23 protein-coding genes are annotated in these 22,314 nt (G+C 70.4%); 15 read left to right on the plus strand and 8 right to left on the minus strand.

Going from position 1 to position 22,314, the window contains the following annotated elements:
* The first annotated feature begins 26 nt into the window (after nucleotides 1–26).
* From dcd to DEJ21_RS12385, 3 genes are read left to right on the plus strand one after another with little or no spacing between them, the layout of a single operon-like run.
* Complete coding sequence (gene dcd / locus DEJ21_RS12375; RefSeq protein ID WP_027464935.1) at nucleotides 27–614, plus strand: dCTP deaminase; 588 nt, start codon at nucleotides 27–29, stop codon at nucleotides 612–614.
* Nucleotides 615–668: 54 nt separating this feature from the next.
* On the plus strand, nucleotides 669–1,184 hold the full coding sequence (locus DEJ21_RS12380) for a helix-turn-helix domain-containing protein (RefSeq protein ID WP_111029679.1): 516 nt from the start codon (nucleotides 669–671) through the stop codon (nucleotides 1,182–1,184).
* Nucleotides 1,181–1,531, plus strand: a complete 351-nt coding sequence (locus DEJ21_RS12385; protein ID WP_111033041.1) for a DUF86 domain-containing protein — start codon at nucleotides 1,181–1,183, stop codon at nucleotides 1,529–1,531. Before DEJ21_RS12380 ends, DEJ21_RS12385 begins: the two co-directional genes overlap by 4 nt.
* Nucleotides 1,532–1,708: 177 nt before the next feature.
* Here the strand turns inward: DEJ21_RS12385 and DEJ21_RS12390 are convergent, their stop codons facing one another.
* The 6 genes from DEJ21_RS12390 to idi all read right to left on the minus strand — a co-directional run bounded on the left by DEJ21_RS12390 (nucleotide 1,709) and on the right by idi (nucleotide 9,636).
* The gene (locus tag DEJ21_RS12390) at nucleotides 1,709–2,812 is read right to left on the minus strand and encodes a sugar-binding protein (protein WP_111039391.1); all 1,104 of its coding nucleotides are present in this window, start codon (nucleotides 2,810–2,812) and stop codon (nucleotides 1,709–1,711) included.
* A 62-nt stretch (nucleotides 2,813–2,874) separates the two neighbouring features.
* A complete protein-coding gene (mmsB, locus tag DEJ21_RS12395; protein WP_111039392.1) occupies nucleotides 2,875–4,167 on the minus strand; it encodes a multiple monosaccharide ABC transporter permease in 1,293 nt (430 codons plus the stop codon).
* Nucleotides 4,164–5,687 (minus strand): multiple monosaccharide ABC transporter ATP-binding protein, encoded by a 1,524-nt coding sequence (mmsA, locus tag DEJ21_RS12400; RefSeq protein WP_111224820.1) that lies wholly within the window; start codon nucleotides 5,685–5,687, stop codon nucleotides 4,164–4,166. The genes mmsB and mmsA overlap by 4 nt, the downstream gene beginning before the upstream one ends.
* A 975-nt stretch (nucleotides 5,688–6,662) precedes the next feature.
* A complete protein-coding gene (locus tag DEJ21_RS12405; protein WP_111224763.1) occupies nucleotides 6,663–7,682 on the minus strand; it encodes a LacI family DNA-binding transcriptional regulator in 1,020 nt (339 codons plus the stop codon).
* Nucleotides 7,683–7,798: 116 nt separating this feature from the next.
* A complete protein-coding gene (locus tag DEJ21_RS12410; protein WP_111224764.1) occupies nucleotides 7,799–8,848 on the minus strand; it encodes a magnesium and cobalt transport protein CorA in 1,050 nt (349 codons plus the stop codon).
* A gap of 245 nt (nucleotides 8,849–9,093) precedes the next feature.
* Entirely contained in the window at nucleotides 9,094–9,636 is a 543-nt protein-coding gene (gene idi / locus DEJ21_RS12415; RefSeq protein WP_110864939.1) for an isopentenyl-diphosphate Delta-isomerase, read from the minus strand.
* Nucleotides 9,637–9,657: 21 nt separating this feature from the next.
* Between idi and DEJ21_RS12420 the strand changes: the two genes are divergently transcribed.
* From DEJ21_RS12420 to DEJ21_RS12450, 7 genes are all read left to right on the plus strand, one after another.
* Nucleotides 9,658–10,716 (plus strand): polyprenyl synthetase family protein, encoded by a 1,059-nt coding sequence (locus DEJ21_RS12420; protein ID WP_071404931.1) that lies wholly within the window; start codon nucleotides 9,658–9,660, stop codon nucleotides 10,714–10,716.
* The gene (locus tag DEJ21_RS12425) at nucleotides 10,713–11,651 is read left to right on the plus strand and encodes a squalene/phytoene synthase family protein (protein ID WP_110858704.1); all 939 of its coding nucleotides are present in this window, start codon (nucleotides 10,713–10,715) and stop codon (nucleotides 11,649–11,651) included. The genes DEJ21_RS12420 and DEJ21_RS12425 overlap by 4 nt, the downstream gene beginning before the upstream one ends.
* Nucleotides 11,648–13,288 carry a phytoene desaturase family protein gene (gene crtI, locus DEJ21_RS12430; protein WP_111224765.1) on the plus strand — a complete coding sequence of 547 codons (1,641 nt, stop codon included), beginning with the start codon at nucleotides 11,648–11,650 and terminating at the stop codon, nucleotides 13,286–13,288. Before DEJ21_RS12425 ends, crtI begins: the two co-directional genes overlap by 4 nt.
* Nucleotides 13,288–13,620: a lycopene cyclase domain-containing protein gene (locus DEJ21_RS12435; RefSeq protein ID WP_027464925.1), complete on the plus strand. Its 333-nt coding sequence runs from the start codon at nucleotides 13,288–13,290 to the stop codon at nucleotides 13,618–13,620. Before crtI ends, DEJ21_RS12435 begins: the two co-directional genes overlap by 1 nt.
* Complete coding sequence (locus DEJ21_RS12440) at nucleotides 13,617–14,051, plus strand: lycopene cyclase domain-containing protein (RefSeq protein WP_181435866.1); 435 nt, start codon at nucleotides 13,617–13,619, stop codon at nucleotides 14,049–14,051. The genes DEJ21_RS12435 and DEJ21_RS12440 overlap by 4 nt, the downstream gene beginning before the upstream one ends.
* Entirely contained in the window at nucleotides 14,048–14,974 is a 927-nt protein-coding gene (locus tag DEJ21_RS12445; RefSeq protein WP_111224767.1) for a prenyltransferase, read from the plus strand. The genes DEJ21_RS12440 and DEJ21_RS12445 overlap by 4 nt, the downstream gene beginning before the upstream one ends.
* A gap of 73 nt (nucleotides 14,975–15,047) precedes the next feature.
* On the plus strand, nucleotides 15,048–16,091 hold the full coding sequence (locus DEJ21_RS12450; RefSeq protein WP_027464923.1) for a Gfo/Idh/MocA family protein: 1,044 nt from the start codon (nucleotides 15,048–15,050) through the stop codon (nucleotides 16,089–16,091).
* A 170-nt stretch (nucleotides 16,092–16,261) separates the two neighbouring features.
* Here DEJ21_RS12450 and DEJ21_RS12455 read toward each other — a convergent pair whose 3' ends face one another.
* Complete coding sequence (locus tag DEJ21_RS12455) at nucleotides 16,262–17,002, minus strand: MBL fold metallo-hydrolase (RefSeq protein ID WP_111224768.1); 741 nt, start codon at nucleotides 17,000–17,002, stop codon at nucleotides 16,262–16,264.
* A gap of 63 nt (nucleotides 17,003–17,065) precedes the next feature.
* Between DEJ21_RS12455 and DEJ21_RS12460 the strand changes: the two genes are divergently transcribed.
* The 4 genes from DEJ21_RS12460 (at nucleotide 17,066) to DEJ21_RS12475 (ending at nucleotide 19,883) form a co-directional block, all read left to right on the plus strand.
* Nucleotides 17,066–17,581 carry a hypothetical protein gene (locus tag DEJ21_RS12460; RefSeq protein ID WP_111046213.1) on the plus strand — a complete coding sequence of 172 codons (516 nt, stop codon included), beginning with the start codon at nucleotides 17,066–17,068 and terminating at the stop codon, nucleotides 17,579–17,581.
* A 4-nt stretch (nucleotides 17,582–17,585) separates the two neighbouring features.
* Nucleotides 17,586–18,617 (plus strand): YihY/virulence factor BrkB family protein, encoded by a 1,032-nt coding sequence (locus tag DEJ21_RS12465; protein WP_111224769.1) that lies wholly within the window; start codon nucleotides 17,586–17,588, stop codon nucleotides 18,615–18,617.
* Between the two features lie 68 nt (nucleotides 18,618–18,685).
* Nucleotides 18,686–19,177: a VTT domain-containing protein gene (locus DEJ21_RS12470; RefSeq protein ID WP_111224770.1), complete on the plus strand. Its 492-nt coding sequence runs from the start codon at nucleotides 18,686–18,688 to the stop codon at nucleotides 19,175–19,177.
* Nucleotides 19,178–19,187: 10 nt separating this feature from the next.
* A complete protein-coding gene (locus DEJ21_RS12475) occupies nucleotides 19,188–19,883 on the plus strand; it encodes an SDR family oxidoreductase (protein ID WP_111224771.1) in 696 nt (231 codons plus the stop codon).
* Nucleotides 19,884–19,938: 55 nt separating this feature from the next.
* Here DEJ21_RS12475 and DEJ21_RS12480 read toward each other — a convergent pair whose 3' ends face one another.
* On the minus strand, nucleotides 19,939–21,570 hold the full coding sequence (locus DEJ21_RS12480) for an ABC-F family ATP-binding cassette domain-containing protein (RefSeq protein ID WP_111224772.1): 1,632 nt from the start codon (nucleotides 21,568–21,570) through the stop codon (nucleotides 19,939–19,941).
* A gap of 274 nt (nucleotides 21,571–21,844) precedes the next feature.
* Here DEJ21_RS12480 and DEJ21_RS12485 point away from each other — a divergent pair, with 274 nt between their 5' ends.
* The gene (locus DEJ21_RS12485) at nucleotides 21,845–22,270 is read left to right on the plus strand and encodes a DUF3151 domain-containing protein (RefSeq protein ID WP_017886408.1); all 426 of its coding nucleotides are present in this window, start codon (nucleotides 21,845–21,847) and stop codon (nucleotides 22,268–22,270) included.
* Nucleotides 22,271–22,314: the final 44 nt, after the last annotated feature.

Genomic DNA, 22,314 nt, shown 5'->3' on the forward strand with positions numbered 1-22,314 from the left:
ACGCCCGCTGCCGCTAGGCTTCGTCCGTGCTGCTCTCCGACCGCGACATCACCGCCCAGCTCGCCGAAGGCCGGATCGGCCTCGACCCGTACGACGCCTCGCTCGTGCAGCCGTCGAGCATCGACGTCCGGCTCGACAAGTTCTTCCGGCTGTTCGACAACCACAAGTACCCGCACATCGACCCCGCGGTGGACCAGCCCGACCTGACCCGCCTGGTCGAGACCGACCCGGACGAGGCGTTCGTGCTGCACCCGGGCGAGTTCGTCCTGGGCTCCACGTTCGAGGTCGTGACGCTGCCCGACGACATCGCCGCTCGGCTCGAGGGCAAGAGCTCGCTCGGCCGCCTCGGCCTCCTGACCCACTCGACCGCGGGCTTCATCGACCCCGGGTTCTCCGGGCACGTGACGCTCGAGCTGTCGAACGTCGCGACCCTGCCCATCAAGCTGTGGCCGGGGATGAAGATCGGACAGCTGTGCTTCTTCCAGCTGTCGAGCCCGGCCGAGAAGCCCTACGGTTCCGCCGAGTACCAGTCCCGCTACCAGGGTCAGCGCGGCCCGACCGCGTCGCGCTCGGCGCAGAACTTCCACCGGGCGGACGTCTCCGACCCCCGCTGAGCGTGCGCCGCTCCGGCGGCGGACGAAATGTTGGATGCTGTGTATCGTTGCAGCATGTCCGCTGTTCCCCCACGGTCCGCCCCGCCGCTGTCGGCCGCGGTGCTCATCCGCGACGCCCGTGAACGCGCCGAACTGACCCAGGTCCAGCTCGCCCAGCGCGCCGGCGTCACGCAGAGCGTCATCAGCACCTACGAGAACGGTCGGCGCGAACCGTCGCTCGCAGCCCTGCAGCGGATGCTCCGCGCGGCGGGCTTCACGACGACGATCGACCTGCAGCCGGTCGAGGAACCCCCGCCGCTCCTCGAGCGCGTGGTCGCGGCCCGGCAGGACCTCCTCGAGATCGTGCAGCGGTTCGGCGGGCGGAATCCCCGCATCTTCGGCAGCGTCGCCCGGGGTGAGGACGGTCCGGACAGCGACGTCGACCTGATGGTCGACGTCGACGCGGGGCTCGGCATCTTCGCGCTGATGCGCATCCAGGACGCCGCCGAACGGTTGCTCGGGGTCCGGGTCGACGTGGTCGACGCCGCGGGCATGCGCCCAGGGGTCGTCCGGACCGCGGTGCCGCTGTGAGTGCCCAGCCCGGCGGTGTCCGCCGTGCCGTGGCCGACCGCCTCGACGACGTCATCCGGGCGTGTGAGGCGATCCGGCGCTACATCGACGACGAGCGGGTGCCCGAAGACCTGGTGCACGACGCGGTCCGGATGCGCCTGGTCGAGATCGGTGAGGCGGTCCGGGTGCTCCCCGCCGGGGTCACCGCGAGCGAGCCCGGCATCCCGTGGTCGCGCGTGTCCGACCTGGGGGAGCGGCTGACCCGGCGGTACTTCGACACGACGCGTGCGCTCGTGTTCGGCACCGCCCGCACCGACGTGCCGCACCTCGCCGACGCCGCGCGCCGGTTGCGCGCTGCCCACCCCTGACGGACGCGGGCGCGGACCGGACGCGGCCACGTGCCCTGGGTGGACCACACGGCGGACTGGAGGCACGGATCACGACGTGCACCGAGCCTCCCGTCCGCCGTGTGGCCGGCCCCCGGACGACGCAGGACGGCCCCGTCTCGCCGAGGCGAGACGGGGCCGTCCGTGGTGCTGGGGAGATCAGCCCTTCTTGGCGAGCTCCTCGAGGGTGTCGTTGCCCTTGTAGGCCTCGACGGCGTTGTCCTTGGTGACCAGGACCGGCGTGAGCTCGATCGCGGGGACCGTCTTCTTGCCGTTGTAGTTGTTCGTCTTGTCCATCGTCGTGTCGGGCTTGTCGCCCTTCGACAGCGTGGAGACGAGGTCGACGGCCGCCTGGGCCTCCTTCGACGTGTCCTTGAAGATCGTCGAGTACTGCGTGCCCTTCATGATGAGCGGGATGGACGCGGTCTCCGAGTCCTGGCCCGTCACGACGGGGTTGTCCTTGCCGGCGGCCTTGGTCGCGGTGAGGATCGCACGGGCGAGAGTGTCGTTCGGCGACAGGACGCCGTCGAGCTCGGTGTCACCCGTGTAGTACTGCGAGAGCAGGTCGGTCATGCGCGACTGGGCCTTCTGCGCGAGCCAGCCCTGCGTGACGACCTTCTGGAACGTGGTCTGACCGGAGACGACCTTGATCGTGCCGTCGTCGATCTTCGGCTGCAGGACGTCCATCGCACCGTTGAAGAACACGGTCGCGTTGGCGTCGTCCGGCGAACCGGCGAAGAGCTCGACGTTGTACGGCTTGTCGCCCTTCTTCTCCTCGAGGCCCTTGAGCAGCGCCTCGGCCTGGAGCTGGCCGACCTTGAAGTTGTTGAACGCCACGTAGTAGTCGACGTTCTTCGTGTTCAGGATGTTGCGGTCCCAGGCGATGACGACGGCGCCACGGTCCTTGGCGGACTTGACCTGCGCGGTCAGCTGCGAACCGTCGGCGGCACCGATGATGACGGCCTTGGCGCCCTTGGTGATCATGCCCGAGATCTGCGACTGCTGGTCGGGGACCGGGTTGCCGGCGTTGGCGTACTGGATGTCGGCCTTGAAGCCGGCGTCCTCGATCGACTTCTTGAACGCGGCACCCGCGAGGACCCAGTTCTGCGAGGTCTTGGCCGGCAGGGCGACGCCGATGAGGTCGCCCTTCTTGATGCTGCTGGTGCTGCCGGCGTCGTCGGACGAGCCGCGTGCCGAGCAGCCGCTGAGGGCGAGGCCCGCGATGAGCGCCAGGCTGAGGCCGGCGACGATCTTCTTGCGCATGTGAGTGCTTTCTCTTCGTTGAGGAGGTGTGGGGCCGGAGCCCCGCTGTGGGGAGGGGTGGACTAGGGGAGGGTGATCTTGTCCGGCTGGTCCTCGATGGACCGCGGCTGCTGGGCGGCCACCGTGTTCTGCTCGGTGTCCTTCCGCTGGAACTGCCGCATCATGCCCCCGATGAGGGACGGACGACCCTGCGACTTCGAGTAGACGTCGAAGGCGACGGCGACGAGCAGGACCAGGCCGCGGATGATCTGCACCTGGTTGGACTCGAGGCCCATGAGCTGCAGACCGTTCGACAGCAGCGCCATCACGAGACCACCGATGATCGAGCCGGAGATCGTGCCGACACCACCGGCGACCGCTGCACCACCGACGAACACGGCGGCGATCGCGTCGAGCTCCCAGCCGGTGCCGTCTGCGGGGCCCGAGGCGCCGGAGTAGGCGACGAACACCATGCCGGCGATCGCGGCGAGGACCGACATGTTCATCATGACGAAGAAGTTGACCTTCTTCGCGGAGACACCGGACAGGACCGCTGCGTTGGCGTTGCCACCGACGGCGTAGACCTGGCGACCGAAGATCGTGTTCTTCGTGACGAAGCCGTAGACGATGGTCAGGATGCCGAGGATGATCGCGACGATCGGGACCGAGGTGCCGACCGGACCGGCGCCGAACAGGTACGTGGCGACGAGCGTGACGGCGACCAGGATGCCGGTGCGGACGATCGAGACCCACAGCGGCGGGACCTCGGCCTGCATCTTCCGACGGCGGGCACGGCCACGGACCTCGATGATGATGAGCGCGAGGATCGTGACGAGGCCGATGAGCAGCGTGCCGTTGCTGAAGCCGAAGTCGGGGCCGAAGTCACCGAGGAAGCCGGCGCCGATCGGGGTGAAGGCGTCCGGGACGGGGACCGACGTCGAGTTGCCGATGATCTGGTTCACACCACGGAAGATGAGCTGACCGGCCAGTGTCACGATGAAGGCCGGGACCTTCACGAACGCGACCCAGAAGCCCTGCCACGCACCGATCAGGGCGCCGCACGCGAGACCCAGGATGATGGCGGCCCACACCGGGAAGTCCCACACGGCCATGGACTGCGCCACGACGATGCCGACGACCGCTGCGACCGACCCAACCGACAGGTCGATGTGCCCCGCGATGATGACCATGACCATGCCGAGCGCCAGGATCAGGATGTAGGAGTACTGCAGGAACAGGTTGATGACGTTGGTCGGCTCGAGGATGAGCCCGTTCGTCGTGATCGAGAAGAAGATCAGCAACACGATGAGGGCGATGATCATGCCGTACTGGCCGATGCTGTTGCCCTTGCCGAAGAGCAGTTTCAGGTTGTTCATGAGGCGGTGGCGCCCTTCCGCGCGGAGGTCATGCTGCGCATGAGCGATTCGGGATCGGCCTGGTCGGCCGGGAGGTCAGCGGTGATCTGGCCCTCGAAGATGGTGTAGATCCGGTCGGAGAGACCGAGGAGTTCGGGGAGCTCGGACGAGATGAGGATGATGCCCTTCCCCTCGGCCGCGAGCTGCTGGATGATCCCGTAGATCTCGAACTTGGCGCCCACGTCGATGCCGCGGGTGGGCTCGTCGAGGATCAGGATGTCCGGGTCGGTGAACATCCACTTGGACAGGACGACCTTCTGCTGGTTGCCACCAGAGAGCTTGCCGACGTTGTCCTCGACGCTCGGCACCTTCGTGCGGAGCATCTTGCGGTACTTCTCGGCGACCGAGTACTCCTCGAGCGAGTCGACGACACCGAGCTTCGAGATCTTCCGCAGGTCGGCGGCGACCGTCGAGCGCTTCACGGTGTCGAGCAGGTTCAGGCCGAGCGCCTTGCGGTCCTCGGAGACGTAGCCGAGGCCGTTCTCGATCGCCTGCTGGACGTTCGTGACCTTGATCTCGCGGCCGTCCTTGATGATCTGGCCGTCGAGCCAGGTGCCGTACGAGCGACCGAACAGGCTCATCGCGAGCTCGGTGCGTCCGGCGCCCATCAGGCCGGCGAAGCCGACGATCTCACCGCGGCGGACGTGGAAGTTCGAGGCCTTGCAGACCAGACGCGACGAGTCGAGCGGGTGCTGCACGGTCCAGTTGCGGACCTCGAAGAAGGTCTCGCCGATCTTCGGGGTGCGGTCGGGGAAGCGCGACTCGAGCGAGCGGCCGACCATGCCGCGGATGATGCGGTCCTCGTTGACGCCGTCCGCCTTGACGTTGAGCGTCTCGATGGCCTTGCCGTCGCGGATGATCGTGATCTCGTCGGCGATCTGCTCGATCTCGTTGAGCTTGTGGCTGATGATGATGCTCGCGATGCCCTTGGCCTTCAGCCCGACGATCAGGTCGAGCAGGTGCTGCGAGTCGTTCTCGTTGAGCGCGGCGGTCGGCTCGTCGAGGATCAGGAGCTTGACGTCCTTGTGCAGGGCCTTCGCGATCTCGACGAGCTGCTGCTTGCCGACACCGAGGTTCTTGATCTGCGTGTCCGGGTCGTCGGCCAGGCCGACGCGGGCGAGCAGGTCCTGCGCACGGAGCTGCGCGGCGGTCCAGTCGATGCGCCCGAAGCGGCCAGGCTCGTTGCCGAGGAACAGGTTCTCGGTGATCGAGAGCTCCGGGATGAGCGCCAGCTCCTGGTGGATGATGACGATGCCGGCCTGCTCGGACTGCTTGATGTTCGAGAAGCGGACTTCCTCGCCCTCGTAGACGATCTCGCCGCTGTAGGTGCCGTACGGGTAGACGCCCGACAGGACCTTCATCAGGGTCGACTTGCCGGCGCCGTTCTCGCCGCAGATCGCGTGGATCTCGCCGGCGCGGACGCTGAGGGAGACGTCGGCCAGCGCCTTCACACCAGGGAACTCCTTGGTGATCGAGCGCATCTCGAGGATCGTCTCGGGTGCGGTGATCGACCGGGTCTCGAGGCCGGTGTCGATCGGGGTTGACGCCACAGTGCATCTCCTTCTGCCGCTTCGGTGCGGCAGTGTGTTCGGGTGGTTCTGCTGCGGCAGCGAAAGCACAGGGGGCCTGTGTGGACTTCGTTGTCGCGTCCGGATCCGGCTCGGTGTGACGCTCATGTGAACGGTCACATCGGCTGGACGGAGGCAATTTACGCACAGCCTCGGTGCGGCTGTCAATTCGGATTGGTCGCGTTTTCGTAACGGCGTGCGTGATCCGGAGGGAACGTCCCCCGGGTTGGGGTCAGGGGGCTCCGGAGCGCGCGTTTCGTTGCGCGGAACCGCATGCGCGGACGGGAGGCCCGTGGCGGGCCCGCCACGGGCCTCCCGTCCGCTCGGTGGTCGCGTCCGGAGCCGCGCTCGCCTTGTCGGAGCGGGTGTGCCTGGCGCTTCCGGGCGTCCCTGGTCGGACGTTCGTGGCAGGTACGCCCGTTCGTGCCAGGTGCTCCGGGGTGGCCGGGTGGTTCCGGGCGTACCTGGTCGTTTCGGGCGTACCTGGTCGGAAGTTCGTGGCAGGGATGCCCGTTTGTGGCAGGTACGCCGGCGTGGCCGGTTGGTTCCGGGTGTACCGAGACGTTTCGGGTGTACCCAGTCATTCCGGGCGTACCTGGTGTCTTCGGGCGTACCTGGTCGGAAGTTCGTGGCAGGTACGCCCGTTTGTGGCAGGTACTCCGGGGTGGCCGGTTGGTTTCGGGTGTACCGAGACGTTTCGGGTGTACCCAGTCATTCCGGGCGTACCTGGTGTCTTCGGGCGTACCTGGTCGGAAGTTCGTGGCAGGTATGCCCGTTTGTGGCAGGTACTCCGGGGCGCCGGGTGGTTCCGGGCGTACCGGGTGTTTCCGGGCGTACCTGGTCGGACGTCCGTGGCAGGTACCCCGGGGCGCCGCGGCCCGAGGTGCGTCAGCGCGTACGGGGCGCGCTGGTGGAGGCGCGCACGACCAGCTGCGGGACGATGTCGATCGGCCGGAGCAGTTCGCCCTCACTCGGCAGCAGCAGGTCCACGCAGCGACGCCCGAGCTCGGCGAAGTCGACCTGCACCGTCGTGAGCGGTGGCCAGAAGTGCTTCGCCTCCGGGATGTCGTCGTAGCCGACCACGGACAGGTCACCCGGGACGTCGAGCCCGTACGAGCGCGCTGCGTGCATGACGCCGAGCGCCATCTGGTCGTTCGAGCAGAAGATCGCGGTGCAGTCCCGCCACCGCAGCAGCTCGCGGCCGGCGTGGTAGCCGAAGTCGGCGGTCCAGTCGCCCAGGATCGGCGGGGTGACGGCCATGTCGCGGTCGGACATCTCGCGCAGGAACCCCTGCATCCGGGCGTCGGCCTCGATCCAGTCCTGCGGTCCGGCGATGTGCCGCACGTACTCGTGCCCCAGGTCGAGCAGGTGCGCGGTGGCCAGTCGTGCGCCCTCCATCTGGTCCACCCACAAGGCCGTCGGGTCCTCGCCGACGCTGGCGCGCATGGTGACGTAGGGGGTGCGGATGCCGAGCTCCGCGATCAGGTCGAAGACCCGCTGCTGGGGTGCGATGACGACGATGCCCTCGACGTCGAGGTCGAGCAGGTGCCCGAGTCCCTCGCGCACGGCGGCATCGGTCGCCTCGGCGATGTTCGCCGTCGTGACCGAGTAGCCACGGAGCATCGCGGCGTCCTCGATCGCCTGCAGTGCCACGGCGGGACCGTAGTGGGCGCGGCGGGCCGTCAGGACGCCGATCGTGTGGGTCCGGCTCGTGACCAGGGCGCGTGCGGCCCGGTTCGGCCGGTACTGCAGCTGCTCCATGGCCGCCAGGACCTTGTCGCGCGTCTCGGCCCGGATCGCGTCCGAGTTGTTCAGCACCCGCGAGACGGTCTGGTGCGAGACGCCCGCGATCCGTGCGACGTCACGGATGCTGGGCGAACGCGGTTGCTGTGTCCGCGATGACGCCATTGCTGCTCGTTTCCGCCCGGGTGTCGTGGCACATCGATGTGCACGTTCACATCCGGGCCAGATCATTATGCACGTCCGGCGGATCGGCGCCACCTGTGCGCCGATCCGCCGTCTGCTCAGAGCCAGTTGCGCTTGCGGAAGATCGCCCAGAGCACGCCCATCAGCAGGAGCATGCCGAGGATCGCGACCGGGTAGCCGTAGTGCCAGTGCAGCTCGGGCATGTGGTCGAAGTTCATCCCGTAGACACCGGCGATCAGGCCGGGCGCGAACAGGATCGCCGCCCACGACGAGATCTTCTTGACCTCCTCGCCCTGGCGGTGTGCTGCCCGGGCGAGTTGCCGGCTCTCCTCGCCCTGGGCCAGGCTCGCGCTGGTCATCCGGCGCATCGCCTCGTTCTGCTCCTGCGACACCAGGGTGGCGTGCAGGGTCAGGGCGTTCTCGAGCAGGGCGCGGAACGAGTCGACCCGCTCGGTGACACGGAGCGCGTGGTCGTGCACGTTGCGGAGCCGGTGCTGCACGTCGTCGTCCACGCCGTACTTGTCGGCACCGCGGAGCAGCCCCGTGACCATCGCCGGCACCGGGGTGGTAGCCCGCTGGAACGCGAGGACCTCGCTGAGCAGCTGGTAGATGCGCTTCGAGACTCCGGGGTCGACCTGCCCGGCGAACAGCTGGTCCTCGATGGCGTCGATCTGCTCCTGCAGGACCTGGACGACGGGGCCGTAGCCGTCGACGACCTCGTCGAGCACGGCCGCGGTCACGGCCTCGGACCCCTTCGCCAGGAACTCCGGGTCTGCCTCGACCTGTGCCCGCAGCACCGCCAGGTCGGGTCGGGCGGCGTGCCGGACACTCACGACGAAGTGGTCGCCGACGAACAGGTGCACCTCGCCGAACTCGACGGTGCCCTCGGACGGGTCGAACCAGGCCGGCCGGAGCACCAGGAACAGGGTGTCGCCGTAGCGCTCGAGCTTGGCGCGCTGGTGTCCCTTGCGGGCGTCCTCGACGGCGTTCTCGTGCAGGTCGAACTCGTCGGCTACGGCCTCGAGCTCGCGCGGGTCGGGCCGGAGCAGCCCGATCCACGTCAGGTCGCCACGAGCCGGGCGCGACAGGGTCGACGGAGACTCCACGCGGCGTCCCCGGACGTAGATCGCGTTGTCGATCAGTGCCATGTGCGTGCTCCTTCGGTGGGGAGCAGGCGGGCGCGATGGCGCCCCGGAGTCGATCCGGGGCGGGGCAGGGTCAGCGAGCGGGCGCGACGACCGACAGGGGCGGCCGGCCCGATCGAGGATGGTCACCCGACATCGCGCCTCACCTGCCCTTCTCGTCTCGTCGTGCGGCGCCCAGAGCGCTGCCGACGGTCGAGCGTACGCCTGCGGCACGGGTCGGACAACCCGTCGCGGCAGGCGCAGGAGCGTCAGCGCGTGACGTGCAGCCCGGCGGTCTCGAGTTCGGCGAGCTGCCACCCGAGCCACGGGCTCCAGGCGAACGGCGCGCCGGCGACGGCCTGCCTGAGAGAGTCCTCGGACACCCATGCCCACTCGGCGACCTCGTCGTCGGCGGGCGCCGGGGTGTCGTCGGTCACGGCACGGAAGACGGGGCAGACCTCGTTCTCCACGATGCCCGAGGCGTCGACCGCGCGGTACCGGAACTCCGGCAGCACGACCTCGACGTCGCGCACGGTGATGCCGAGCTCGCGAGAGGCACGACGGCCGATGGCGTCCTCGAAGGACTCGTCCGGACCGGGGTGGCCGCAGAAGGTGTTCGTCCACACCCCCGGCCAGGTCTTCTTCGACAGTGCTCGTCGGGTCACCAGGACGTCACCGTCGGTGTTCCGGACGTGGCACGAGAACGCCAGGTGCAGGGGCGTGTGGGCTGTGTGCACCGTGAACTTGTCCGCCGTGCCGATCGGGGTACGGTCGTCGGCCAGGAGCACCACGGATTCAGGGAAAGCGTTCATCTGTGTCGATAGGTTAGGCCAATGAGCGAGGAAGCGACCACCGTGCCGCACATCGACCTCGCGCTCGTCGACGACTGCCTCGAGCGCTTCTTCGCCGTGTCGTCGGCACGCGCCGAGCGCTACGGCCGACCGTCCGAAGAACTGTGGCGCGTGCTCCGCAAGGCGAGCATGGGCGGCAAGCGCTTCCGGCCCCGCATGGTCATGACCGCGTACGCCGGCATGGGCGGCACCGACGTGCACGCCGCAGCCAACGTCGCGGCAGCGTACGAACTCCTGCACACCGCACTCGTGGTGCACGACGACGTCATCGACCGCGACTGGTCGCGCCGTGGTCAGCCGAACGTCGCCGGGTCCTTCCGTGACAACGGGACGACGGGCGGCCTGCCGTTGCCGACGGCCGAGCACCGGGGGATGAGTGCCGCGGTCATCGCCGGTGACCTGGCACTCGCCGGTGCGCCCCGCTTCATCGAGGCTGCGGGCGTCGACGGCACCCGCCGCGAGCGGCTGCTCGAACTGCTCGACGAGGCCGTGTTCGCCAGCGCCGCCGGCGAGATGACCGACGTCGACCTGGCGCTCGGCGTGATGCCGACGGTGGACGAGGTCCTGGCGATGGAGCGGGCGAAGACGAGCGTGTACTCGTTCGAGGCTCCGCTGCAGTCCGGGGCCGTGCTGGCCGGCGCCGACGAGGAGATCGTCACCGCCCTCGGAGCCTTCGGACGGGAGATCGGCATCGCGTACCAGATCGTCGACGACCTGCTCGGGGTCTTCGGCGACGAGACCATGACCGGCAAGACCGTGCTGGGCGACCTGCGCGAGGGCAAGCGCACCATGCTGATCGCCTACGCGGCGACCACCGACTGCTGGCCCGACCTCGAGCCGTACCTCGGCGACCCGGACCTGACCGAGGCCCGCGCGGACGAGGTCCGTGCGACCCTGGTGTCCTGCGGTGCGCGCGGCGCCGCGGAAGCACGTGTCGCCGACCACACCGCACTCGCCCGGGCCGAGCTCGCCCGGCTGCCGTACGACCTCGCCGACCGCCTGGAGGCCCTCGTGACCGAACTCGTGGAGCGCGCCCGGTGACCCACAGCACCACCACGGCGACCGGATCCCGTCCGGCTCGCCTCCAGCTCTACGACGCCACGGCCGAGGCCGCGTCGGGGGTCGTCATCGACCGGTACTCCACGTCGTTCGGCCTGGCGAGCCGCATGCTCGCCCGCGACACGCGCGAGCACATCCGGAACGTCTACGCGCTGGTCCGCGTCGCGGACGAGGTCGTCGACGGCCCCGCGACCGAGGCCGGGCTCGACCGCGAGCTCGCCCGCACGGTGCTCGACGAGCTCGAGGCCGACACGGAACGGGCCATCGCGCTCGGCTTCTCGGTGAACCCGGTCGTCCACGCCTTCGCCCGCACGGCCCGCGCCACCGGCTTCGGCGCCGAGCTCACCGCCCCGTTCTTCGCCTCGATGCGCATGGACCTCGACCGCACCGAGCACGACGACGCCTCGTTCGACGCGTACGTGTACGGCTCGGCCGAGGTCGTCGGCCTGATGTGCCTGCGCGCGTTCGTGTACCGGGCCGGTCGGCCGACGTTCGACCAGGCCGAACTCGTCGCCGGTGCACGTGCGCTCGGCGCCGCGTTCCAGAAGGTGAACTTCCTGCGTGACCTGCACGCCGACTTCGAGGTGCTCGGTCGGTCGTACTTCCCGGGCGTCGACATCCGGTCGTTCGACGAAGCCACCAAGGACCGCCTGGTCGCCGACGTGCAGGCCGACCTCGACCACGCAGCACGCACGATCCGGCTGCTGCCGGCCGACGCCCGCAACGCCGTCGGACTCGCACACGCGCTGTTCCAGGAACTCAACGACCGACTCGCGCGCACCCCGGCGAGCCGTCTCGTCACGACGCGCGTGCGCGTCCCCAACCCGGTGAAGGTGCGCCTCGCGGCGCAGGTCCTCGCCGGACGCGCACCGCTCCGGTCGCGCGTCACCACCCACCGGCCGGGAGGCTCCTCATGACCCCGCCCCGCGCCTCCCGACCGACGACGGTCGCCACCACCACCCGGCGCAAGGTGCCCGCACGCCGCGCCGTCGTCATCGGCGGCGGCATCAGCGGCCTGGCGGCCGCCGCGCTGCTCGCACGCGACGGCTTCTCGGTGACGGTGCTCGAGCAGCGCACGCAGCTCGGCGGCCGTGCCGGTTCGTGGGAGCAGGACGGGTTCCGGTTCGACACCGGGCCGTCGTGGTACCTCATGCCCGAGGTCTTCGACCACTTCTTCCAGCTGCTCGGGACGTCGGCCGAGGCCGAACTCGACCTGGTGAAGCTCGACCCCGGCTACCGCGTCTACAGCGAGGGCCACGATGATCCGATCGACCTGCGCGCCGACGCCGAGGCCAACATCGCCTTGTTCGAGTCCATCGAGCCCGGTGCCGGCGAGCGGATGCGGAAGTACCTCGCGTCGGCCGAGGACACCTACACGATGGCCGTCCGCCGGTTCCTCTACACGAGCTTCCAGGACCTCACGAAGCTCGCCGCACCCGACGTCCTGCGTCGCCTGCCCAAGCTCGCGCGTCTGCTGCTCGAGCCGCTCTCCACCTTCGCCGAGACCGCGGTGCGCGACCGTCGCCTGTGGCAGATCCTCGGCTACCCGGCGGTGTTCCTCGGCACGAGCCCGTACGCGGCACCGAGCATGTACCACCTGATGAGCCACCTCGACCTGGCCGATGGCGTCCTGTACCCGAAGGGCGGCATCACCGAGGTGATCTCCGCCGTCGAGCGGGTCGCCCGGGCCGAGGGCGCGAAGATCATCGCCGGTGCGAAGGTCGAACGGATCGTCGTCGAGGACGGCGTCGCCACCGGGGTCGTCCACCGCGACCGCGACGGCGTGCAGCACACGGCCCCCGCCGACCTCGTGGTCAGCGCTGCCGACATGCAGCACACCGAGATGCAGCTGCTCGAGCGTGAGCACCGCACCCACGGCGCCGACCACTGGAAGAAGCGCGACCCGGGCCCGAGCGCGGTGCTCGTGTACCTCGGCATCGACGGTCCGACGCCGGGCCTGCTGCACCACACCCTGGTGTTCACCGCTGACTGGAAGGCGAACTTCGGCGCGATCTTCGGGGACGACCGGCACGTGCCGGACCCCGCCTCGATCTACGTCTGCGCCCCGTCCGAGACCGACCCGAGCGTCTCGCCGCCCGGCACCAGCAACCTGTTCATCCTGGTGCCCCTGCCCGCCGACCTGTCGATCGGCAAGGGCGGCATCGACGGTGCCGGTGACTACCAGGTCGAGCAGATCGCCGACCGTGCCATCGACGTGCTGGCCGAGCGCGCCGGGGTGCCGGACCTGCGCGCCCGCATCCGGGTCCGTCGGACGATCGGGCCGCGCGACTTCGCCGACGACCTGAACGCCTGGAACGGCTCGATGCTCGGCCCGGCGCACACCCTGAAGCAGAGCGCGTTCTTCCGCGAGAAGAACGCGTCGAAGAAGGTCGAGGGGCTGTACTACGTCGGTGCCTCGACGATCCCGGGCATCGGTCTGCCGATGTGTCTGATCAGCGCCGAGGTCCTGCTCAAGCGCATCCACGGCGACCGGAGCACCGAGCCGCTGCCGACGCCCCTCGGGGCCCCGCGGGACCGGACCGAGACCGCCTGATGCCCGGGGTCTACCTCGCCGGCCTGGTGGTGTCCCTGGTCGGCATGACCGTGCTGGACGCCCGCTTCCGGCTGTTCTTCTGGCGGGCACCGTGGCGGGCGGCGGCGGTGATGGTCGTCGGTGTCGCGTTCTTCATGGTGTGGGACGTCGCCGGTGTCGCTGCCGGGATCTTCTTCATCGGGCCGCAGAACCTGCTCACCGGGGTGCTCCTGGCGCCCGAGGTCCCGCTCGAGGAACTCTTCTTCCTGCTGCTGCTCTGCTACTCGACGATGGACCTGGTCGGCTTCGTCCGGCCCCTGGTGCAGCGGGCGACCGATCGGCGACGCGCGTGAACGGCACCGGGGCGTACGCGCTCCTGGCCCTGCCGTTCTTCGGCGTCACGGCCGTCGTGGCCGTGGTCGCCGGCATCGTCGCCGCCCGCCGGGCCCGTGCGGCGGGTCGACGGCCCGCGGTCGGGCGCCGGGTCGCGGTGCTCACGTCCGTGATCGCGGGCGTCGCGCTGCTGGTGATGACGATGGTGTTCGACAACGTCATCGTCACGCTACGGATCGTCGCCTACGACCCCTCGCTCATCAGTGGTGCGAAGATCGGTGCGATCCCGGTCGAGGACCTCGCCTACGCGATGTCCGCCATCGTGCTGCTGCCCAGCCTGTGGGTCCTGTTCGACCGGACGGGCGCACGCGACCGGACCGGCGCACGCGACCGGACGGGCGCGCGCACCGCGCTCGGCCCGACCACAGCACCAGCAGAGGACATGAAGTGAACGCCAGCACTGCCTCCAGGCCGTCGACCCTGCGCGCCCTGTTCGTGTCGTCGCGCCCGATCAGCTGGGTGAACACCGCCTACCCGTTCGGCGCCGCGTACCTGCTCGGCAGCGGGGTCGGCGTCGAGGGCGGCGGCGGGTTCTCGCTCGTCGCGTTCCTGGTCGGTGTCGTGTACTTCCTGGTGCCCTACAACCTGGCGATGTACGGCATCAACGACGTCTTCGACTACGAGTCCGACCTGCGCAACCCGCGCAAGGGCGGCGTCGAGGGCGCCCTGCTCGACAAGAGCGTCCACCGCACCACGCTGTGGGCCGTCGTCGTCACGAACGTCCCCTTCCTCGTCGCGCTCGTGGTGCTCGGCGCGGTCAGCGGCAACGGGCCGTGGTCGTGGCTCGTCCTGGCGATCAGCGTGTTCGCGGTCATCGCGTACTCGGCACCGGGGCTGCGGTTCAAGGAGAAGCCGTTCCTCGACTCGCTCACGTCGAGCACCCACTTCGTCTCGCCCGCGATCTACGGCCTCGCCCTGGCGGGCCCGCACTGGACCGGTGAGCTCGTCGCCGTCTGCATCGCGTTCTTCCTGTGGGGCGTGGCCTCGCACGCGTTCGGTGCCGTGCAGGACGTCCTGGCCGACCGTGCCGGCGGCATCGGCTCCGTCGCGACCGTGATCGGCGCCCGGGCCACCGTCCGCCTGGCCTTCGTCGCCTACCTGGTCGCCGGGGTCGCGCTGCTGTTCTCGGCGTTCCCCGGGCCGATCGCCGCGATCGTCGTCGTCCCGTACGCGCTCAACGTGCTGCCGTGGTGGAACATCACCGACCAGGGCGCCGAGGCCGCGAACGCCGGGTGGAAGCGCTTCCTCTGGATCAACTACCTGGCGGGCTTCATCGTGACGATGGCACTCATCGCGTACGCCTTCACGCACTGACAGACTGGACGCACGCACCGCGGCGTCCGTGGTGCGTCACCAGTCACGACGGCAGTCACGAAGGAGTGCGCGCATGAGCGTCCGGATCATCCACGTCGGTCTCGGAGGGTGGGGCGGCAACTGGGCCCGCACCGCCATCCCAGAGGTGTCGGAAGTGCAGGTGGTCGGGATCGTCGACCCGTCGGCGCCGACGCTCGAGGCCGTGCGGACCGACCTCGGGCTCCCGGCCTCCGCGGCGTTCGGGTCCTTGACCGAGGCGCTCGCCGCGGTCGAGGCCGACGCCGTCGTCATCACCGCCCCGGCCGTGACGCACGTGCCGCTCGCGCTCGAGGCCCTCGATGCCGGCAAGCACGTCCTGGTCGAGAAGCCGTTCGCCAACACCACCGACGAGGCCGTCACCGCGGTCCGTCGCGCCGAGGAGCTCGGCCTGGTGCTGCAGGTCAGCCAGAACTACCGCTGGTACCCGGCACCGCGGGTCGTGCAGGAGATGCTCGAGGCGGACGTCGTCGGCGAGGTCTCCGCGATCAACGTCGACTTCCGGCAGTGGGACAACGACCAGCCCGCCGAGACGTACCCGCACTACCGGTTCCCGCACGCGATGATCAACGACATGGCGATCCACCACTTCGACCTGCTCCGGATGATCACCGGGCAAGAGGCCGTCCGGGTCTTCGCCAAGGCCAGCTACCCCGCCTACAGCAAGTACCAGGACGAAGCGGTCGCCTCGATGATCATCGAGCTCGACGGCGGCACGGTGGTCAACTACCGCGGCAGCTGGCTGAGTCGTGGCCCGCGCACCGCCTGGGCCGGCGAGTGGAGCATCGAGGGCGAGGACGGCGAGCTCTGGTTCACGAGCCGCGACGGTGAGCCGAACGCGGTCGACGGTGACCGGGTCACCGTCCGCCGCACGCAGGACGACGTCGCCGAGCCGGTCGAGCTCCCCGTGCTCGCGCACACCGACCGCCAGGGCGGGCTGCAGGCGTTCGCCCGCTCGGTGCAGGGCGGCCCCGCCCCGGAGACGAGCGGGCGCGACAACCTGCGGAGCCTCGCGCTGATGGAGGCCGCCGGCCGCTCCGCGGCGTCCGGCCTGCCCGAGGACGTCGTCGTCCCGTCCTGACCGCACCCACCCACGGCCTGGAGGCGCGGGGCGGGCCCGCACCGCGCCTCCAGGCCGGCTTTGGTCGCGCCCACCGCGTCAAAGCGACAGTGGGTTGCGGAACGTTCGCGGCACACTGTCGCTTTCGCGAACCAGACCCGGTGCGGTCCGCCTGATCTGTCGCTCGCGCGTCAGGCGGCGCCGGCCACCCGCCGCGCCTGCGCGACGGCCCGCCGCACACCGAGCGACCAGCCCGGCCCGTGGCCGGGCAGCACGTGCTTCGCCTCGGTGTCCGCGAGCCGGTCGAGCGACGCGACCGCCGTGTCGACGTCGGAGGTCGCCGCGGGTGCGACGATCCGCGGTCCGATCCCGCCCGTGTACGGGTCGAAGGTGACGAGCGCGTCCCCGCCGATCACGGCGTCCCGGTCGGCGAAGTGCAGTGCCACGTGGCCGTCGGTGTGTCCCGGGGTCTCGATGATCCACGGGTTGCCCGGCACGTCGGCGCGGTTCTCCATCGGTTCGGTGTCCGCGATGCCGTCGACCGTCACCGCGCCGGCCAGCAGCATGCGGCCCAGGGGGCGCAGACCACCCGGGTGGAGCGCCACGAACCCGAAACGGTTCGTCTGCGGTCGGTACGAGTACGGGTGCGCGGCGAGGTGCCGATCGCCCGGGTGGACGAACACGGGCGTGCCCCAGTCTCGGTGCATCCGTGCGGCGGTGCCGACGTGGTCGAAGTGCCCGTGCGTGAGCAGGAGCCCCTCGACCTGGTCGGGCGTGTAGCCCAGGTCCTGCACGGCGAGCTGCAGGTGCGGCCATGCGGCGGGCAACCCCGCGTCGACGACGAGCAACCGATCGCCGGTCTCGACGAGGTACGTGTTGGTGTGTGCGATCTCGAGGCGGTGGATCCCCTCGGCGGCGTCCCGGAAGAGCATGTGCGGCACGGTAGACGCGGCCTGCTGGGCACGATCCCGGGTGGGACGTGTACGAAATGGGGAATGGCCAAGGACAGTCTGCCCGAGCTCGAACTCGCCAACGTGCGCACCCGCGAGGGCATCACGGACACCGTGACGGAGCTGAAGCGACGCGCGGACCTGCCCGCCCGGACGCGGCTCGCGGTCGCCAAGACGAAGCAGCGGTGGCACCGCGACCCCACGCCGCTGGTGGCGATGGGCATCACCGGACTGACGGGTGTCGCGGCGATCGTCCTCGGCATCGCGCTCCGGAACAAGCCCGCTGGGCACCTCGCTCAGCCGCCGGCGAACTCAGCCTTCACCGCGCTGCTGCCGTTCGGCGCGCGTGGCGACGCCCCCTCGGCGAAGGAGCAGGCGCAGGCAGGTCGCAAGGGTCGGAAGGCGCGGGCCAAGGCGGCCGAGGAAGCCCTCGAGCGTGACCCGGCGCACCGCGGCCGTGTGAAGCAGCAGGTCGGCATCGCCGCCGTCCAGCGACGGGCCAACAAGAACCGCAAGCAGGCGGTCAAGCGGTCGAAGCAGGCCGTGAAGGCGAGAGGCTAGTCCCATGGCGCACGAAGAGCAGAAGCCGGACCCGGACGACTCCCGGAAGCCCGACAACCCCACCGACCTCAAGAAGCCGACGCTCGTCTACACGCTGAAGAAGACGCTGCGCGAGTTCACGGGCGACCAGTGCACCGACCTGGCCGCGAGCCTGACGTACTACTCGGTGCTCGCGCTGTTCCCCGGGCTGCTGGCGGTCGTGTCGCTGCTCGGCCTGGTCGGGCAGGCCGACAACACGATCAAGACCCTGCTGCAGATCATCGGCAACATCGGGTCGGACCAGGTCGTGGACCTGATCAAGGAGCCGCTCGAGGGACTCGTCCGCTCGCCCGCCGCCCCGATCACGTTCATCGTCGGTGTCCTCGGTGCGCTCTGGTCGGCATCCGGCTACGTCGGTGCGTTCGGCCGTGCCATGAACCGGATCTACAACGTCCGCGAGGGCCGCCCGATCTGGAAGCTCCGCCCGACGATGCTCGGTGTCACGGTGACCACCGTCGTCCTGCTCGTGGTCGGCCTGTTGGTGCTGGTGAGCGGACCGCTCGCCCGCAGCTTCGGCGACGTCATCGGGCTCGGTGACGTGGCCGCGACCGTGCTGCTCGTCGTGCAGTGGCCGATCCTGCTCGTCATCGCGATCATCGTCGTCGCGGTGCTCTACTACTGGTCGCCGAACGTCAAGCAGCCGAAGTTCCGGTGGGTCAGCGGAGGATCGATCCTGGCGATCCTCATCTGGGTCATCGCGAGCGTCGGCTTCGGGTTCTACGTCGGGAACTTCTCGAACTACAACGCCACGTACGGCTCCCTGGGTGGGGTCATCGTGTTCCTGCTGTGGATCTGGATCACGAACAACGCCCTGCTCTTCGGTGCCGAGTTCGACGCCGAGATCGAGCGGGGTCGCGAGCTCCAGGCCGGTATCCGGGCGGAGGAGGACATCCAGCTCCCCGAGCGCGACACCCGCCAGATCGAGAAGCAGGACGAGCAGCGCGCGCAGGACGTGCTCGAGGGCATCCGCATCCGCCAGGGCGTCGACAACGACTGACCGTCGCTCGGCTGACCGGCGCTGAGGACTGACGGGCGCTCTCCGGGTCGGGACGCTACGGTGCGAGCGTGCCGTCCTTCCTCGAGGGGCTCCCGTTCCGGTGGCTCGTCCTCGCGCTCTTCGTGATCGTGTTCTGCCGCGCGCAGGCCACGTACTGGGTCGCGCGGCTCGCGGTGACGGGTGCGTCCCGATCGCGGTGGGGCGGCTGGCTGCGCTCGCCGGCGGTCCGTCGCGGTTCGGCGCTGCTCGACCGCTGGGGGCTGCCCGTCGTGACGGTGAGCTTCGTCGTGGTCGGCCTGCAGACGGTGATGAACGCCGCAGCGGGGCTGGCACGGGTCGCCTGGTGGCGGTACACGGTCGCGATGGTGCCGGGGTGCGTGGCATGGGCGTTCCTGTACGCGACCGTCGGGCTCGCCGTGTTCTGGGCGGTCGTCGCGGCGCTCGCCGGTTCGCCGTGGGGCATCGCGGCGCTCGTGGGCCTGGTGGTCGTCGCCGGCGTCGCGCTGACGGTCCTGCGTCGTCGCCGTGACCGCACAGGAGGCCCGGCCCGGCTTCCGTAGGCTGGCCTCCGTGACGACAGACCAGCTCCAGAACCGTCCGGTCGCCCTGGTGACCGGAGCCACCCGCGGCATCGGCCGCGCGATCGCCGCCGACCTCGGCCGCACCCACCACGTGCTCGTGGGCGGCCGGTCCACCGACGCCGTGGACGCCCTCGTCCAGGAGCTGCCGAGCGCGGCGCCGTTCGTCGGTGACCTGGGCGCGGGCGAGGTCCCGGCGCTGCCCGATCGGCTCGACGTGCTCGTGCACTCGGCCGGTGTCGAGCAGGGCACCACCGTCGCCGACACCCCGCGCGCGGTGTGGGAGCAGGTCTTCGCGACGAACGTGTTCGCGGTCGCCGAGCTCACCCGGCAGGCGCTGCCGGCACTGCGGGCGGCCCGGGGCATCGTCGTGCCGATCAACAGCGGCTCCGGGTTCCACTCGGGTCCCGGCGGTGGCGTGTACGCGGCGTCGAAGTTCGCGCTGCGGGCCTTCGCCGACGCCCTGCGCGAAGAGGAGCGGGCGAACGGCGTGCGGGTGTCGAGCGTGCACCCGGGCCGGACCGACTCGGACATGCAGCGGCAGCTCGTGGCGAAGCTCGGGGAGTCCTACGACACCGACTACTACCTGGCACCGGAGGACGTGGCCGCCGCGGTCCGCACCGTCGTCGACCTGCCCGAGCGCGGCACCGTCGAGTCCCTCGCGATCCGGCCGACCCGACGGCGCTGACGCGCTGACGCGCTGACGCGCTGACGGCTCCGACGGCGACGGCGCCGACCACCGACTACCGCAGCTCGATCCGTTCGTCGAGCTCGAGCCGTTCCAGGAACGTCTCGTCGTGGCTCACCACGACGAGGGCTCCCCGGTAGGCCCGCAGCGCGTCGACGAGCTGGTCGACGCTCGTCAGGTCGAGGTCGTTCGTCGGCTCGTCGAGCACGAGCAGCTGCGGCGGCGGGTCGGCGAGCACCAGGGCCGCCAGCGCCACCCGGAACCGCTCCCCGCCGGACAGGTCCCCGGCCGGGCGGTCGACGGTGTCCCCGCGCACCAGGAACTTCGCCAGCCGGTTGCGGACCTCGGCGACGGGCACATGCGGGGCGTCCCGGCGCACGTTGTCGAGCACCGTGGCGGTGTCGTCCAGGCTGTCCTTCCGCTGCGGCAGGTACGCGATCCGGTCGACGTGTGCGACGGCCGTGGTCTCGGGCAGCGGGTGCTCCCGGGCCGCGGGGTCGCCGACGAGCTGCTCGAGCAGGGTGGACTTGCCGACGCCGTTGTCCCCGGTGACGGCGATCCGTTCCGGCCCCTGCACGATGACGTCCCGTCCGCGGACGGTCACGGTGGCGATCCGACGCGACGCCGGCACGTCCAGGTCGGGCAGGGAGACGTGGATCGACTCGTCGTCGCGCAGGCGGAGCTCGGCCTCGCGCTTGGTGGCGAGTGCGGCGGCTTCGTCGTCCGCGTACCCGACGCGGAGCCGGCCGGCGGTCTCCTGCGCCTTCTTCCGCTGCTCGTTCGCCAGGATCTTCGGCATCGAGCGGCCCGCTTTCTCGCCGGCCTTCGCACGTCGGGCGAACTTCGTCTCCGCCTCGATGCGCTGCCGCTTCTCGGTGCGGTGCCGCTGTTCGGCGACGCGGACCTCGCGCTCGACGGCCGCCTGCTGCACGGCCAGGTGCTCCTCGAACGCGCTGAACGTCCCGCCGAAGACCGTCATCGACCCGGCGCGGAGCTCCACGGTCTCGTCGACGTGCTCCAGGAGTTCCCGGTCGTGGCTGACGAGCACGAGGGTGCCGCGCCAGTCGTCGACCAGGTCGAGGAGCAGCCCGCGGGCCCGGCGGTCCAGGTTGTTCGTCGGCTCGTCCAGGAACACGATCGGCCGGGCGCGCAACCGGACCCCGGCGACGGCGGCGAGCACCGACTGCCCGCCGGACAGCGTCGACACCGGCCGGTCGAGGTCGGTGCCGTCGAGCCCGACCCGGTCGAGCACCGCGGCGGCCCGTTCCTCCAGGTCCCAGTCGTCGCCGACTGCCTCGAGCTGTGCTGGCGTGGCGTCGCCGGCCAGGACGGCCCGGAGCGCGGTGAGTGTGGGCCGGACGCCGAGCAGGTCGGCGACGGTGTCGTCCTCGCTGGCGTGGGCCCACGCCGCCGGTTCCTGATCGACGCACCAGCGGCGATCAGGCCGTGCCGGTGGGGAGAGGCGTTGCGGCAGGTGGTCGACGGGACCCGACGTCGCGATGCTGCCCGACGTGGGGTGGAGCTGGCCGGTCGCGAGCCGGACCAGCGTGGACTTGCCGGCCCCGTTCCTCCCGACCAGGCCGGTCCGGCCACGTCCGAAGGCGGCGGTGAGGTGGTCGAGCGCGACGGTGCCGTCGGGCCAGGCGAAGGTGACGTCGTGCAGGACGACGGACGGACTGGTGGGCATGGGGGTGTCTCCCGGTGTCGATGCTGGGCGCACGACACCGAGGCCACCGCGGTGCGGTGGAGCGCCCGACGGGGCGCGCGATCACGGTGTCAGCGCGTGGGCTGAGCGGTACCGGTGATCGACAGCAATCCGTCTGCTTCCGTCGGGGGACCCCCGTGTCCGCCATCCGTTCCGCCGGTCGGTCTCCCGCCCCGGCGGCCCCGCGATGACGACGAGGTGACCTCCACGGTAATCCCGTGACACGGGCACCCGCAAGGGATGACAGGCTGGGGGCATGCCGGAGAACCTGTTGCCGACCCCGTCGTCGAACCCCGAGACCCTGCTGCCCGCCGAGCCGGAGGTGACCGCCGCGATCGAGGCGGACGCCCCCGTCGCCAGCGTGGTGGTGTCCCACCCGTCGTCGAGCCTGGCGTGGGCGCTGCTCGCCGACGAGGCGTGGGCGCGCGGCGCGACCCTCGAGTCCTACGCGTACGCCCGTGTCGGGTACCACCGTGGGCTCGATGCCCTGCGCAAGGCCGGCTGGCGCGGTGTCGGCCCGGTGCCGTGGTCGCACGAGCCCAACCGTGGCGTGCTGCGGGCGCTGTTCGCCCTGCGGCGTGCGGCTGAGGCGATCGAGGAGCCGGGCGAGGCCGAGCGCCTCACCGACTTCCTGAACGCGAGCGACCCCGAGGCGCTGCGCGCCCTGTCCGCCGGCGCGTAGGCGGCGGGAGCGACTCGTCCTGCGCCAGCGACTCGTCGTAGACG

This window comes from Curtobacterium sp. MCSS17_006 (assembly GCF_003234215.1).
Lineage (GTDB): Bacteria > Actinomycetota > Actinomycetes > Actinomycetales > Microbacteriaceae > Curtobacterium > Curtobacterium flaccumfaciens.